Raw genomic sequence first — 15086 nt, 5'->3', positions numbered from 1 at the left:
CCTCTCAGCCCGTTGTCGGGGCGGGGCGGGGTGCGGTGATCCGGGTCTTGAGGTCCTCCTCGGAGAAGGAGACCAGCGTCAGGCCCGTCCAGCGCTGGAGCACCCGGCCGTCCGGGGCGCACGCGGTGACGTCGCACCGCAGGTCGATGACCGACACGGCCCCGGGCTCGGCCACGATGACGAACGGCTCCCCGTCCGGGAGCGGGGCGAACAGCTCCACCCGCTCGACGCCGATGGGTGCCGGGGCGCGCCCGAAGCGTGCCACCCCCAGCAGGGCCGCCGCCTGGACCAGTAGATCGGCGAGGCAGGGGCTGTACAGCCGTCCCCCGTACGCGCCGTGCGCGAGGCCCGGGTCCCGCAGCGCGGCCCCCACGACCAGCCGGTCCGGGCCCTGTTCCAGCACCGCCTTGAGCCCCCGCAGGGACGGCCCGTGAAAGAGGCCGCCCTCCGCGTAGACGGGGTGCGGCTCGTCCCGGAACGGGTGCGGCGGCAGGTCCCGCCGGGGTGGCTCGGGCGGCGGCCCGGGCGCTCGGTAGCGGCCCTCGTAGAGCACTTGGGTCTCCCGGCCGTCGTCCACCGCGCACACCGTGACCACGGCGGCGCCCGGCTCCGCCGGGTCCGGCACCAGCCGGGCCAGGGCGTGGCCCGGCTGGGAGCCGTCGAGGTACAGGCCCCGCCGGACGCGGAAGTCCCGGCACTCCGTCACCGGCCCGGCCGCGCCCCGGCACCGCTCCAGGACGTGGAGGCCCCAGCCGACGGCGGCGGTCAGCGGCAGCAGCGCGGCCCCCGACCAGCGGTGGTCGCGCAGCGCCGGTTCCGTCTCCAGGCCGGCGAGGGCGCGCAGGGCGGCCAGGCCCTGGGCGGGCGGCTCGGTGACGAGGGTGAACGGCGCGCGCAGCGGCCCGACGAGGACGGTGCCGTCGGGGTGGTCCGGCCGCGTCAGGTCCAGGAAGTGCTCGCAGCCGGTGCTCCGCGTCAGCACGGGGAGGCCCTGCCGGCTGAAGAACTCGCTGACGCGGGCGGCCATGCCGCCCTCCCACGGCCCCCAGACGACGGGTGTCACCCGGCAGCGGGGGTGCGCCGCCGCGAAGGCCAGTCCGTAGCGGGTGAGCGCCTCGTTGGCCAGGGCGTAGTCCGTCTGCCGGACGTTGCCCCAGTAGCCCGACACGGAGGCGAAGAGGATCAGCCGCCGCAGCCGGTCCGGGGTGAGGCAGGCGAGCACGTTGTGCAGTCCGGCGAGTTTCGTGTCGACCACCCGGGCGACGGACTCGGCCGTCAGCTCGCCGAGCGTCGAGTCCCCGAGCGCCCCGGCCGCGTGCACCACTCCCGTGACGCGGCTGGCGTACGGTGCCAGGGCCGTGGCCAGCGCGGCGGCGTCGCGGACGTCCGCCGCGACGTAGTGGGCCTCGGCGCCCCGGGAGCGCAGCTCCTCGACCAGGGTGGGGATCCGGTGGTGCCGCGTCGGCTCGTCGGCCTGACCGACGGCGTCCCCCGTGGCGCGCGCGTCCGGCTCGTCGGCGAGCTCCGTGCGGCCCAGCAGCACGAAGCCGCAGGGGTGTTCGGCGGCCAGGGCGGCCACGCACCAGGCGGTGATGCCGGACGCCCCGCCGGTGACCAGCAGCAGATCCTCGGCGGAGAGGCCCGCCGGATCCGGCCGCGCGGGCACGACGGGGTCCGGGGCGTCGGCCAGGACGAGGGCGCGGCGCAGGGTGCCGTCCCAGCCGACCTCGCGGACGTCGGTGGCGCAGTCGGAGACCTCCGCCAGGAACGCCGCGCCGATCGCGTCGGCCGACAGCTCCGGGGAGACGTCCAGCGCGCGGCAGAAGAGCGAGGAGGACTCCAGCGCCACGGACTTGACGAGCCCGCCGAGGCCCCCGGCCAGGGCCGCCACCGGGTCGCCGCCCGCGCCCGCGTACCCGAGACGCCCGTCCAGCCCGGTGAGCGTGACGAACGCGGCCCGGGTGCCGCGCGCGGCGGACTTCCGCAGGGGAGGGCACAGGTGCTTGGCGACGAGGACGGCGTGCCGCAGCCGGGCGATCACCTCGTCGGCCTCCGCGCCGGCGGGGCGGCTCATCGCGATGGCGCACAGGTCGACGTGTTCCGTCGCCGACAGCAGCGTGCCCACGCCGCGCGCGAGCGCTTCCTCGGACAGGTCGGACAGGACGTGGACGTCCTCCGCGGGGGCCTCGGCACCGGGCGGCAGCAGCCGGAGGACGCGCCAGCCGGCGGGGCGGAGCGCCCCGGCCACCGCCGCGCCGAGCGGACCGCCTTCGTCCAGCAGGACGGCGCACGGCCGGTCCGGGTAGGCGTCCGTCCGCACGTCCACGGCGGGCAGCGGGCGAAGGACGGGGAAGGCGCGGCCGAGCGGGATGTCCTCGGTGTGGCGGAGCGCGCGGGCCGGTTCGGCGAGGATGCGTTCCAGCATCTCGGTGAGCTCGGCGACGGTCCGGGCCTCGCTGAACCGGAAGAGCTCCTCCCTGGTGATCACCGGGTAGCGGCGCCAGACCTCCGCCGCGATCTCCACTTGCTTGAGCGAGTCGATGCCGAGGTCCTCCTGGATGGAGAGATGCGGTTCGATCATGTCGACGTCGTAGCCGGTCTTCTCGGCGACCACTTCGTGGAAGACCCGCGTCACTTCCGCCCGGTCGGCGGCCGTCGGTCCGTCGGTCGCTGGTCCGGCGGCCGCCGGGCGGTCCGGTTCGCCGCTCCGGTGGGCGGCGACGAGCTCGGCGAGGGCGGAGCGGTCCGGTGACGGTACGTCCGGGGCGGCGACGGGTACGGCGTCGTCGTCGGCTGGAGCCGCGGCCGGAGCCGGGGGCGGGGCCGGGGCATCCGGGCTGAGCAGCCGGGCGACGACCTCGCTCGCGTGGGTGTGGGCCCGGGCCACCGCCACGTCGTGGTCCGCGACGGCCCGGACGGCCGCGGCCAGGGAGGCGTCGACCCCGCCGTTCGCCGCGCCCGCGCGCAGCAGCCGGCCCAGCTCCTCGGAGGTGGCCAGCTGGCCGTCCAGGAACCGGGTGTGGGCGGCCAGGTGCTCGGCGGCGGCGCGCGTCAGGGCCGCCGCGTCCGCCGTGGGAACCGCCGCGCCGGGCCCGCCGTCCGGCCCCGGATCGGCGGACCGCCGTTCGACGGCCCGCCGCTCGGTGGTCCGCTGCTCGGCCGCCCGTCGCTCCGCCGCCCGCCGTGCCGCCACGGCGGCGAAGTTGGGGCCCTCCAGCCGCCGGGCTACCTTCGAGGGCGCCGGTCGCCCGGGCGGGGGAGGGGCGTCGTAGCGGTTGAGCCCCACGAGCGGGAGGCCGAGCACGGCGAGCCGGAGCGCCGCCTCCTTCAGGGCGGCCGCGCCGTCGGCCTCCAGCCCGGTGTCGCAGGCCACGGTCTCCACCCGTCGCCCGGCGAGCGTGCGTTCCACGAGCGCGCTCAGCACGCTCCGGGGACCGAACTCGACGAACACGCCGACGCCGTCCTCGTGCATCTCCCGCACCCGGGCCGCGAAGTCCACCGGACTGCGCAACTGCCCGGCCAGCGTCCGGCGGTCGGCGTCCGGGCCGTGCCCGTACGCCGCGCCCGCCGTGTTCGCGTACACCCGCAGGCGAGGCGCGACGAAGTCCGTCGTGGCGCACGCGGCGGCGAAGGCGTCGTGGGCCCGCGCCACGAGCGGGGTGTGGAAGGCGGCGGCGACCGGCAGCCGCCGGACGGGCACCGAGAGCTCGGCGCAGTGCGCCACGAAACGTTCCAGCAGGGCCGTGGGGCCGCCCAGGACCTGCTCGTCCGGGGCGTTGCGGCAGGCCACCACCAGCCCCGGGCACGCGGCGAGGAGCTCCCGCACTCTCTCCTCCGGGGCGCGCACCGCCACCAGCCCGCCCGGGTCCGCCCCCTCGGTGGCCTCCGCCATCGCCAGCCCCCGGGCCCGCGCGAGGGCCGGGAGGGCGGCGTCGTCCAGGACCCCGGCCGCCCACAGCGCCGTCAGCTCGCCGAAGCTGTGGCCGAGGACCGCGTCCGGGGCGAGTCCCAGCTCCGCGAGGTACCGGTACTGGCCCATCGCCAGCGCGCCGACGGCCGGCTGGGCGTAGGCGGTGCGGCGCAGGCGCTCCTCGGCCCGCCGGGCGTCGACGGCCGGGCACGGCGGCGGGAACACCGTGCGGGCGAGGGTGTCCGAGGGCGGGAAGTGCGCGCCCGCCGCGTCGAAGGCCGCGCGCACCGGGGGCACGGCGAGCAGCGCGCCCAGCCCCATCCCCACGTACTGGCTCCCCTGCCCGGCGAACAGCGCGCCCACGCGGGTCCCCTCCGGGAGCGCCGCCCGCCGGTAGTGGACGCCGCGCCGGTGCCGCCACGCCTCTCGCCCGGGGCCGTTCCGCAGGTGTTCGACGGCGGTGGCCAGGAGCGCGGCCCGGCGCGCGGCGTCCGCGGCGACGAACCCGAGGCGGGCGTGCCCGGGCGGGACGGGCCCCTCGTCCGGGGGCTCGCCGCGCTCCAGCCGGGCGAGGAGCTCGTCGGGGCCGGGCGCGTGCCACAGCAGCGCCCGGGGGACCCGGTGCCCGGCCGGGGGCTCCGCGCCGGGGCCGGACCGGTACTCCTCCAGTACGGCGTGGTAGTTGACCCCGCCGAACCCGAAGGCGGACACCCCCGCCCGGCGGACCGGCCGCCCCGGGTCGTGGATCCAGGGGCGCGCGGCGGTGTTGAGGTAGAGGACGCTGTCGGCGCGGGCCGCCTCCGGGCCGGGCCGCTCCACGTGGAGCGTGGGCGGCAGCACCTTGTGGTGGAGGGCCAGGACCGCCTTGATGAGCCCGGCGGCGCCGGCCGCCGCCTTGGTGTGCCCGATCTGCGACTTGACGCTGCCGACGGCGACGAACCGGTCGCCTTCCGCCCCGTCGTCCCCCGTTCCCTCCGCCGGGCCGGGGGCCATGAGCCGGTTGAGGGCGGCCAGTTCCACCTCGTCCCCGGCCGGGGTGCCCGTGCCGTGCGCCTCGATCAGTCCCACCGAGCGGGGCGGGCAGTCCGCGTCGCGGTAGGCGCGGCGCAGCGCCGTGAGCTGTCCGGTGCCGCTGGGCGCGTAGATGCTGGTGCCCCGGCCGTCGCTGGAGCCGCCCAGACCTCGCAGGACGGCGTAGATCCGCTGGCCGTCCCGTTCGGCGTCGGCGAGGCGGCGCAGCGCCAGCATGCCGACGCCCTCGCCGATCAGGGTGCCGTCCGCCCCGGCGTCGAAGGGGCGTACTCGCCCGCTCGGCGAGAGCGCGGGTGTTTTGCTGAAGCACATGAACGAAACGATGGAGTTGTCGGCGTCGCAGCCCCCGGTGATCATCAGGTCGGCCCGGTCGGAGACCAGCTCGTCCACGGCGGCCCGCAGCGCCGCCAGCGAGCTGGCGCAGGCCGCGTCCACGGTGTGGTTGGCCGCCCCGAGGCCGAAGCGGTTGGCGATCCGCCCGGCCACGACGTTCCCCAGCACCCCCGGGAAGGAGTCCTCGGTCCACGCGGGCAGCCGCTCCAGATACGTCCGGACGATCCGCCGGGCCTCCTCCTCCGGCATCCCGTGCTCCGTGACGGCCCGGGCGAGGGCGGGGCCCAGCAGCCGTGCCGCCAGCGGTATCAGGGTGGAGTTGGTGCCGCACACGCCGAGCACCACGCCGGTGCGGTCGGGGACGTACCACGTGGCGCCCGGGCAGCCGGCGTCGCGCAGCACGTCCTCGGCCACCATCAGGCCGAGCAGCTGGACGAGTCCGGTGGAGTCCACGGTCCGCGGCGTCATCCCGAACGCGCGCGGGTCGAACAGCGGGGGCGTCAGGAACGCGCCGCGGCGGGCGTAGGTGCGGTCCGGGGCGAAGGGGTCCGGGTCGTGGTGGTCGTCGAGGCTCCACCAGGCGGGCGGCACCTCGGCCGTACAGTCCCGGCCGGAGACGACGTTGTCCCAGAACTCACGGACGTCGTTTGCCTCGGGGAACATTCCGGCGATGCCCACGATCGCGACGGGGGCGGCGGCGAGCGGACGCATGAGTCGAGTGTTCAGCGACCGGTGGCGCGCCCCAATAGGGCGGACGGCAATATTCACGACTTCCGCGCATAAAGGGGCATGCCGCTCCTGGCTTCTCCGTACCCGCTTCACGAGTCGGGCGGAGCCCGGCCGACGGCGCGAACCACACCCCTCCGGGGCGTCGTCGGCGCTCTCCCGTCCCCTTCCGGCGCGCCTCATCAACACATCCCGGCCAACTTCGCACACCTGTCCCCATGTGTCATCGGGCCACGCACCAGCAACGTACGTCACATCGCCGGGCTAAACCTTGGCCGATCCTCATCCGGGGGTGCTGTCAGGCCGCGGTCGCGTGTCTACTGTCCTCGGCCATGCGCTCACAGAGATTCAGACGCCTCGGTCTGTCCGCCACTCTCGCCCTCGCCGCCGGCCTGACCTGCATGGCCCAGCCGGCCTCCGCCGCCCCCGCGGCGCCCATGACGCTCACCGTCGACAAGGCGACCGCCAAGCCCGGCGACACGGTCACGGTGACCCTCACCTTCACCAACGACCAGACCACGAACACCCAGTTCGTGTACCAGTCGATCCAGCCCACCTGGAACACCTCGCAGGACCCCGCCCTGAAGTACGCGTTCAAGTCCTGCACCGGCGACACCGTGCAGTGCGACGCGGTCAACCAGAGCGGCACCCTGCGCTACCACGTGCCGATCCTCCCGGGAGCCACCCGCACCGCCAAGCTGACCTACCAGATCGCCCCCGACTCGGCCTGCGGCCCCAGCCGGAAGATCGAGCTCTACTCGTACCTCTACTACGAGTACCAGGGCGGCCAGGCGAAGAAGGACGGCGTCTTCCAGACGAGCACCGACATCGCCTGCGCCACGCCCGCCCCGGCGGCGGCGCACAAGTAGGCCCGGCGGCACCCGGCCCCCGGGCCGGGGCGCACGCGCGGTGGGAGCGGCTCCGGCGGCGGCCGGGCCGCTCCCGGCGAATCCCCTTCTGAGCTGGGGCGATTGTCAGTGCCCGGCAGTAGAATCGGGGGTGTGGAGCAAGGGTCCACGACCCCTGAGGAGGACGCCCATGGCCGCTGCCGTCGCGACACCGCACCCCAATCTGCCGAGCCTTCCCACCCTGCCCAAGAAACGCCTGCCCGCGGGACAGCCGCGCGACTGGTACGAGACGTACAACCGCCAGCTGAAGGCGATGCGCCTGGCCATCGCCCTGCTGCACTCCGGTGTCTACACCCCCGACCGGGCGACGGACCGCAGGATACGGACGGCGGCCGTCCAGATCGGGGTGCGCGAGCCCTCCGTGACCACCTGCCGGCTGGTGCGCACCCTCATCGCCCGCGGCACCCCGTCCTGAGCCCCGATCCGCACCCCGGCCGGCCTCGACCGACCCCGGTCGTGGCCGGTCCGCTCCCCGCCCCGGGGCTGCCAACCCCGGAGCGGAACAGCCGCATTCCCTCTACCGTTGAACCCGAGACGGCATGTTTCGCAGGTGAATCGCAGGAGGGCATGTGACCAGCGCGGTCGAGCACAGCACGGTCGAAGTCAACGGCATCAGGCTGCACATCGCCGAACAGGGGCGGGGACCGCTGGTCCTGCTGCTGCACGGCTTCCCGGAGAGCTGGTACTCCTGGCGCCACCAGTTCGGGCCGCTGGCCGAGGCCGGCTACCGGGTGGTCGCGCCCGACCAGCGCGGCTACGGCCGGAGCGAACAGCCCGAGGCCATCGACGCCTACAGCATCTTTCACCTCACCGGCGACGTCATCGCCCTGATCCACGCCCTGGGCGAGGAGAGCGCGGTGGTCGTCGGTCACGACTGGGGCGCCCCCGTCGCCTGGCACACCGCCCTGTTCCGCCCCGACGTCGTACGCGGCGTCGTGGGCCTGAGCGTGCCGCCGGTCCCGCGCGGCCCCGTGCCCCCGCTGACCGCCCTCGGGTCGGTGCTCGGCGACGGCTTCTACCAGATCTACTTCCAGGAGCCCGGCCGCGCCGACGCCGAACTGGCGGCCGACCCCGCGGCGGTCTTCCGCCGGCTGCTCGTCGGCGCCTCCGGCGACAGCCCCGTCACCGACCCGCCCCGTCCGTGGGTCATCGCCAAGGGCGAGTCGCTGCTGGGCACCATGCCCGAGCCCGACGGCCTCCCCGGCTGGCTCACCGAGGACGACATCGCCGCCTTCGCCCGGGAGTACGCCAACCACGGCGACCACGCCTTCACCGGCGGCCTCAACTGGTACCGCAACATCGACCGCAACTGGGAGCTCACCGCCCCCTTCCAGAACCGCGCCATCGACGTGCCCGCGCTGTACATGGCGGGCGACCGCGACGTGGTGCGGTCCTTCCCCGGCATGGACCAGGTCATCGCGAACCTCGAGCACCTGGCGCCGAAGCTGCACCGCAGTGTGACCCTGCCGGGCTGCGGCCACTGGACGCAGCAGGAGCGCCCCGACGAGGTCAACGCCGCGCTCCTGGACTTCCTCGGGACGCTGCCCGCCGCGAAGTGACCACCGCCGGCCCGGCCGTCCGGCCGGGCCGGCGGCATGCGGTCAGCCGCCGTGACCACCGTGGCCGTCGTGACCACCCGACATGCCGTGGTGGAAGGCCATCACCTCGCGCGGCATGACGACGTACGGCCGCATCATCCCCATGTCCTCGTGCTCCAGCAGATGGCAGTGGTACATGAACCGGCCCTTCGCGCCCTCGAACCGGCCGATGACCTTCACCAGCTGACCCGGCGGCACCTGGATCACGTCCTTCCAGCCCGCGTCGCTGTCCGACACCGGCGCCGCCCCGCCGTACTCCAGCGGGACGCGCGTACCGCCCAGCGTCTGGTCGAAGCCACTGCCCGCGCCCGCCGGATAGAGCTCGCGGCCCAGGACCTGGAAGTCGATCAGATGGATGTGCATCGGGTGCATGGGACCGCCCAGGTTGATGAAGCTCCACTGCTCCCACGCGCCGTGCTCGACCATGAAGCCGAGCGCGTCGTCGAAGGTCGTGGCGCCCCGGCGGTAGGTGCGCACCGTGCCGTCAGGGCCCTTGATCTGGATCACGCCCTCGCTCGGCACGACCACCGCGCCGGGCTCCACCGGATGCATCTCCCACAGCCCCGGGTGGCCGCTGCCGGCGGTGCCGGGCGGGGTGAGGGCGAGCAGCCGGTGGCCGTGCTCCGGCGCGGTCTCGTGCGTGATGCGCCGGAACGAGCCGGAGACGACCTCCGGCAGCGTGAACGGGTCCCGTACCTCCTTCTCGTCCACCCGGAACTGCATGATCTGCGGGTACCGCACCCCCTCGGCCGCGTTGACCAGCCGGAGACGGCGGCCGCGCAGCGCACCGAAGTTGATCAGCACGTCGAGGCGCTCGGCGGGCGCCACGGGCAGCGGCTCGTCCAGCGCCACGGGCCTCGGCAGCAGCCCGCCGTCCGTGCCGATCTGCCACATCGCGCCCCGCACCGGCTCGCCGGTCTCGTCGTCGACCAGCCGGAGCAGAAACGTCCGGGCGTTCGCGGCGTTGAGCACCCGGAACCGGTACCACCGGGCCGCCACGTCCAGATGCGGCCAGATGACGCCGTTGACCAGCGTGTACGGACCGGTGAACGCCCGGGTGAGGTTCCCGCCCGCCGCGTCGTGGGCCACGACGACGGTCTTGTGCAGCAACCCGCCCGTCAGCCGGCCGTCCTCGTCCTGGTCGAGATTGCGGTCCTGGACGATCAACGGGACCTCGTACGCGCCGCGCGGCAGCCGCAGGGCGTCCTCCTCGTCGTCCCGCACCAGGTACATCCCGGCCAGGCCCGCGAAAACGTTCCAGCGGGTGATGTCCATCGCGTGGTCGTGGTACCACCAGGCCACGGCCCGGTGGTCGTTGGGGTATTCGGCGAGCTGGCTGTCGCCGGGCGAGACGGCGTTCTCCGTCCAGCCGTCGTTGCCGCCCCCGGTGTTGGCGCCGTGCACATGCGTGACCGTCCACGCGGGCAGCGCGGCCACCTCCGCCAGCGGCCGCGCCCCGCCGCGCCCCGGCTCGTCCGCCGGGTCGGGCCCGCCCGGCACGGGCTCGGCCTCGACGGCCACCACCGGATGCGCGCCCGTCAGCCGGTTGTTCCAGGCGACGCGGAGCCGGCGGCCCCGCCGGACCTCGATGGTCGGCCCCGGGAAGTGGCCCTCGTACGTCCACACCCGGGTGGGCGGCAGCTGCGAGTGGAGGCGCGCCCAGGCGGTGGTCTGGTCGATCTCGATGCCCCTGAGCGCCTCGGCGCGGCCGGGCCGCAGCACCGGCGGGACGCGCAAGGCGTCGACGAAGGGCGTGAGCTCCGCTGCGGCTTCCTGCTTTCCGGCAGGGCCGAGCACTGTTTCGGTCATGCGGTACCCCCGTACACGCTTCCCCCGTGCCGCCGGCCGGAGCCCGGCGGCAGCTGTCACCACTCAAGACGCTTTGGCGCACAACAGGGTTGCGCGCAACCGGGAGTTCGGGTCAGAGCCAGCCGAGCCGTGCGCGTGCGGGCGGCCGGGCGCCGCGCAGCACCTTGCCCTCCGTGCTCAGATAGCCGCGCGCGTAGTCGAAGCGGGGGGTGTCGGAGAAGGCGAGGTAGAGCCATTTGAAGTTCTCGGCGAAGACGTAGGCGGGGCAGTGGTCGCCCTTGGCCATGGGGCGGCGGGTGACGTCCGCGACGACCGTGTAGCCGCCGGGCACGCGGTGGTGGGTCTTCAGGTTCTGGAAGTAGCGCCACGCCGTGGTGCGGTAGAAGGGGTCCCCGGTCTGCCAGTACAGCTCGAAGGCGCAGTTGGCGTACTCGGGCCGCAGCTCGTTGCGGGGGTCGGTGACCTTCAGCCCCGGATAGTCGATCTCCTCGGGGATGACGGCGTACTTGTCGAGGACGGCGGTCCAGGAGCGGTAGTAGTCCGCCGCCAGGGCGTTGTCGCCGCCCACCGGGAGGATCGCGACGGCCAGCGAGGACTGGCGCCGCCCCAGCGGGGCGCCGGTGCGGAAGTCCACCCGCCGGAACCACAGCAGCCCGTCCGACCGCTCCGCCTGATGCTTCTTGATCGCCGCCGTGAGCGTCCGGAACCACTCCCGGCAGTCCTCGTCCCGGAACATCGTCCAGGCGCCCCACAGGTATTCGTAGAAGGAGTCCACCGGGGGATTGACGGCGATCGCCGTCCGGTCCGCCCATTCGCCCGTCTCCACGTTCATGGTGGTGGCGAGCAGATCGAGCGGGGACCGCCGCCGCACCACAGCGCCCAGCGCGTCCTTGGCGGCCCGCAGATAGCGAGGATCGCCGGTGAGTTCGGACAGCAGACCGAATTCGAGGATGTGGGTGCCGATCTCGGCCAGTGGCACGGTACGGCCCGAGACCGCGCCCGTGCGGAGGTTGACGAACCGGTAGGGCATGCCGGTGGGGGAGCGGGTGAAGGCGGGCAGCAGCCGGTCCGTCAGATCGACGCACAGGTCCAGCAGCGCCCGCCGGCCGGTGACCAGGTGTCCCGCGAGCAGTCCGCCGACCAGCCGGATGGTCGTCTCGAAGACCTGGAAGGGGGCGTCGATGTCGAAGTCGAGCCGGTCGTCGATCCAGTCGAGGCACAGGCCGACCTCGTCGTCGAGCCCCATCAGGAAGTGGGTGTCGAGCGCCTCGACGATCGACAGCCCGACCGGGTGCCCGGCGGCGAAGAACTCCCGGTGCCCGCCCGAGACCGGCAGCACCTCGTCGTGCCCCCACGCGAACCGCTTGTAGCCCGACCAGGCGTGGAGGAACTCGGCCCGGATCTCCCGCGCCTTCCCCATGTCCGCCCCGGCCTCGGCACCCCGCTCCCGCGCCGCCGCACCCGTCCCTCCCCCCACGGCGATCCCGCCGGCGGCCGCCAGGGCGTACAGCAGGCGGCGGCGGGTCGTGCTCGCGGCGAGCGATGTGCTGATCATGACACGTGGCCCTCCTGACGAACCGGTTCCGGTCCGGCGCCGTGATCGCAGTATGCGGCCGCCCGGGCCGCTCCGGGGGTGTGACACGTCGTCGAGGGGCCGGTTCAGGCCCCTCCGACGGCTGTCGGCGCCGGGCGGCCGGAGCGGCCCGCCGTGTCGGGGCCGGAACGGTCGCGGGCGCGGTGGCGCGTGGCGGGCCACCAGTTGGCCCGACCGGCCAGCGACATGACCGCGGGGACGAGCAGGGCGCGGACGAGCGTGCAGTCCAGGAGGACGGCCACGGCCAGCCCGAAGCCGATCAGCTGGAGCATCACGAGGCCGCACGCGGCGAGCGAGCCCATGACGACGGCGAAGACCAGCGCGGCCGAGGTGAACAGCCGCGCGGTGCGCTGGAGACCGACGGCGACCGCCAGGTCGGTGGGGCTGCCCCGGCGGTGCTCCTCGAGGATCCGGGAGAGGAGGAAGACCTCGTAGTCCATGGAGAGGCCGAACGCGGTGCAGAACATCACCGCCGGGATGATCACGTCGGTGGTGCGGGGGCCGTCGAGCGGCCCCAGCAGCGCGTCGAGCCGGCCCTGCTGGAAGACGGCGACGATGATCCCGAACGTCGCCGCCAGGCTCAGCGCGTTGAGCAGCACGGCCTTGACGGGCACGAGGAGGCTGCGCGTGTAGGCGAACAGCAGGAGCAGCGTGGCGGCCACGGTGATCAGAACGGCCGCGGGCAGCCGGTCGCCGAGCGCGTCCTCGGTGTCGGTCAGCCGGGCGCCGGGCCCGCCCACCAGGGCGGCCGTGGGCGCGGGCGCCCGGCGCAGCCGCTCGGTGAGCAGCCGGCCGTCGGGGGAGAGGACGGAGACGCCCGCGTCGGGCGTCACGCTCAGCCAGGTGCCGGCGGGCCCGGTGAAGCCCGCCGCCCAGGGCCCGGGCTCCGCCGTGCGGCGGCCGTGGGCGTAGAGGCCCGTGGCCGTCCGGACCTGCCGTACGGCGGGGAGACGGGAGAGGCGTGCGGCGTAGGCGTCCACGGCGGCGGTGGAGGCGTCGGGCGCGCGTGCCGCGCCGGCCGCGTCCGCCCCGTCCTCGGCGTCCACCACCCCGGCCCCGGCACCGGCCTCGGCCCCTGCCCCGGCTCCGGCACCAGTCCCGGTCCCTGCCCCGGCCCCGGCACCGGCCCCTGTGCCGGTCCCCGCTTCCGTCGTGGTGCCCGGCTCCGGGCGGGGGTCCACGCGGAGGCCCGGTAGTACGACGCTCGCCGCGTTCCCGCTCTCGTCGTCGAAGTCCGCGCGCAGCCGCTGCGAGGCCCGGGCGACCGGTGAGGACGCCGGGAGGATCCGGTCGTCGTACATGCCGAACCGCGCGTCCGCCCCCGGCGCGGCCAGCAGGCCGAGCAGCAGCAGCGTGCCGAGGGCGACCGCCGCGGGCCGCCGGGTCACCCACATCGCGAGCCGGTACCAGCGCCCCTCGGCGAAGGCGCGCCGGCCGCGCCCGCGCCAGCGGGCGAAGACGTCGTAGCGGTTGATCCGGGGGCCGAGCAGCACCAGCAGCGCCGGGAGCACCAGCAGCGCCCCGGCCGCCGAGCACACCGCGACGGCCGCGCCGCCCAGGGCCAGCGAGCGCGTCAGCGGCAAGGGGAAGACCAGCAGGGCGCCCAGCGCCGCCGCCACGGTGGTCGCCGAGAAGGCGACGGCCCGGCCCGCGGTCGCGAGGACCCGCTCGGCGGCCCGTACGGGCGTCGCCCCCGCCGCGAGCTCCTCGCGGTAGCGGCTGACCATCAGCAGGCAGTAGTCGACGGCCAGCCCGAAGCCGAGCGCGGTGGCGATGTTGAGGACGAAGACGGAGACCGTCATCACCTCGCTCAGCAGCCGCAGCAGCGCGGTGGTGGTGACGACGGCGAAGGCCCCGACGACGACCGGCAGGAGCGCGGCCACCAGGCTCCCGAAGATCCACAGCATGATCAGCAGCACCAGCGGGGCGATGATCATCTCGGCGACCGTGGCGCCCTCGGTGCTCAGCCGCTCCATCTCGGCGAAGAGCGCCGCCTCCCCGGCGACGGTGACCTCCAGCGGCCCGGCCCGCCCGGACTCGCGGGCCGTGACGGCCTTGGCGGCCGCGAGCACGGCCCGCTCGTCCCCGTTGAACCGCACCCCGACGGCGGCGGTACGCCCGTCCCGGCCGCGCAGCTCGGGCCGGGCCCCCGGCCAGTAGCCCCGGACCCACGCGGTGTGCGGGTCGGCGGCGAGCCGCTCGGTCAGCGCCCGGCCCGCCCGGGCGGCCCCGGGCTCGTCGACGCCGCCCCGGGCCGTGGCGAGCAGCACGAGGTGCGGCCGGCCCGCCCCGAAGCGCTCGGCCAGGAAGGCGTCGGCCCGCGTGGACTCCGCCCGGGCCGGTGTCCAGCCGCCCGGGGCGAGGCGCTCCGAGACCCCGTGGCCCCCCACCGTCGCGAGCAGGGCGACCAGCCCCAGCAGGACGAGCGCGCCCAGGGCGCGGCGCGGGGTGCCGTGGACACATCGCCCGAGGAACGAGAGGCGGGGCCGGTGGAGGAGCATCACGGGGCGTCCTTCGCAGGTCGGCAATCGCGCGTTCGTAGGCCCCATAACGTAGCGCCGATATATGTAAATATGCCGGATTTACGGTGCGGCGTGGGGTGTGCTCCGCCCGCCGATCGGAGGAGTCGGGGCCTCTTCGGGAGGCCATTGGGACGAATGAGTGAGTGCTCGGAACCTCTCCCGGACGCCGCAGTTACTCAGGTCGCCTCCCGCACGGGAGGAACACTCGACCGAGAGGCAGGGACGTGCTCCACAAGGTATTCGCGACGGTCGCCCTCACCGCCACGGCGGTCGGGGTCTCGGCCGCCCCGGCCATGGCGTTCGATCACGACGGCAGGACCACCCTGAACGCCAACGGCGCGGAGACCGAGCACGGGGCCACGGCGACCGGCGGCCGGCAGAGCCCGCAGATGACCGCCGTCCAGGGCAGCCTCGACAAGGTGTGCGTCGGTATCGGGAAGCTCGGCCTCCAGTCGATCCTGCTGCTGATCAACGTGGGCATCGAGGACGTCCCGGTCCTCACCTCGCAGCAACAGCAGCAGTGCACGGACAACTCCACCCTTCAGGACGGCGACGACCCGCTCTCGCACGTGCTGAACGACATCCCGGTGGTCAGTGGCAACGGTTCCGGGAACGACGAGGAGCCCTGACATGTGACCCTGATCACCAGGGTGC

Annotated in this window: 8 protein-coding genes; 4 read left to right on the top strand and 4 right to left on the bottom strand. The window is 74.8% G+C overall.

The genetic code is table 11. The features are described from left to right. Nucleotides 1-4: 4 nt before the first annotated feature. On the bottom strand, nucleotides 5-5986 hold the full coding sequence (locus IE096_RS00330) for a type I polyketide synthase (RefSeq protein ID WP_189447203.1): 5982 nt from the start codon (nucleotides 5984-5986) through the stop codon (nucleotides 5-7). Nucleotides 5987-6333: 347 nt separating this feature from the next. On the opposite strand from IE096_RS00330, the gene IE096_RS00325 reads away from it, so the two are divergent. The 3 genes from IE096_RS00325 to IE096_RS00315 all read left to right on the top strand — a co-directional run bounded on the left by IE096_RS00325 (nucleotide 6334) and on the right by IE096_RS00315 (nucleotide 8468). Beyond that, complete coding sequence (locus tag IE096_RS00325; protein WP_189447201.1) at nucleotides 6334-6870, top strand: hypothetical protein; 537 nt, start codon at nucleotides 6334-6336, stop codon at nucleotides 6868-6870. Nucleotides 6871-7039: 169 nt separating this feature from the next. Beyond that, complete coding sequence (locus IE096_RS00320; RefSeq protein WP_189447199.1) at nucleotides 7040-7324, top strand: hypothetical protein; 285 nt, start codon at nucleotides 7040-7042, stop codon at nucleotides 7322-7324. Between the two features lie 154 nt (nucleotides 7325-7478). Next, nucleotides 7479-8468 (top strand): alpha/beta fold hydrolase, encoded by a 990-nt coding sequence (locus IE096_RS00315; RefSeq protein ID WP_189447197.1) that lies wholly within the window; start codon nucleotides 7479-7481, stop codon nucleotides 8466-8468. Between the two features lie 42 nt (nucleotides 8469-8510). Here IE096_RS00315 and phsA read toward each other — a convergent pair whose 3' ends face one another. The 3 genes from phsA to IE096_RS00300 all read right to left on the bottom strand — a co-directional run bounded on the left by phsA (nucleotide 8511) and on the right by IE096_RS00300 (nucleotide 14411). Beyond that, nucleotides 8511-10316: an O-aminophenol oxidase PhsA gene (gene phsA, locus IE096_RS00310; protein WP_189447195.1), complete on the bottom strand. Its 1806-nt coding sequence runs from the start codon at nucleotides 10314-10316 to the stop codon at nucleotides 8511-8513. A 112-nt stretch (nucleotides 10317-10428) separates the two neighbouring features. Beyond that, entirely contained in the window at nucleotides 10429-11871 is a 1443-nt protein-coding gene (locus IE096_RS00305) for a glycoside hydrolase family 47 protein (RefSeq protein WP_189447194.1), read from the bottom strand. 104 nt (nucleotides 11872-11975) lie between these two features. Then, nucleotides 11976-14411 carry an MMPL family transporter gene (locus IE096_RS00300; protein WP_229819967.1) on the bottom strand — a complete coding sequence of 812 codons (2436 nt, stop codon included), beginning with the start codon at nucleotides 14409-14411 and terminating at the stop codon, nucleotides 11976-11978. A gap of 245 nt (nucleotides 14412-14656) precedes the next feature. On the opposite strand from IE096_RS00300, the gene IE096_RS00295 reads away from it, so the two are divergent. Then, on the top strand, nucleotides 14657-15061 hold the full coding sequence (locus IE096_RS00295; RefSeq protein ID WP_189447190.1) for a rodlin: 405 nt from the start codon (nucleotides 14657-14659) through the stop codon (nucleotides 15059-15061). Nucleotides 15062-15086 lie beyond the last annotated feature (25 nt).

The sequence above is a fragment of the Streptomyces abikoensis genome (assembly GCF_014648775.1).
In the GTDB taxonomy this organism is placed as follows: Bacteria; Actinomycetota; Actinomycetes; order Streptomycetales; family Streptomycetaceae; genus Streptomyces; species Streptomyces abikoensis.
This window is presented reverse-complemented; position numbering and strand designations above follow the sequence as displayed.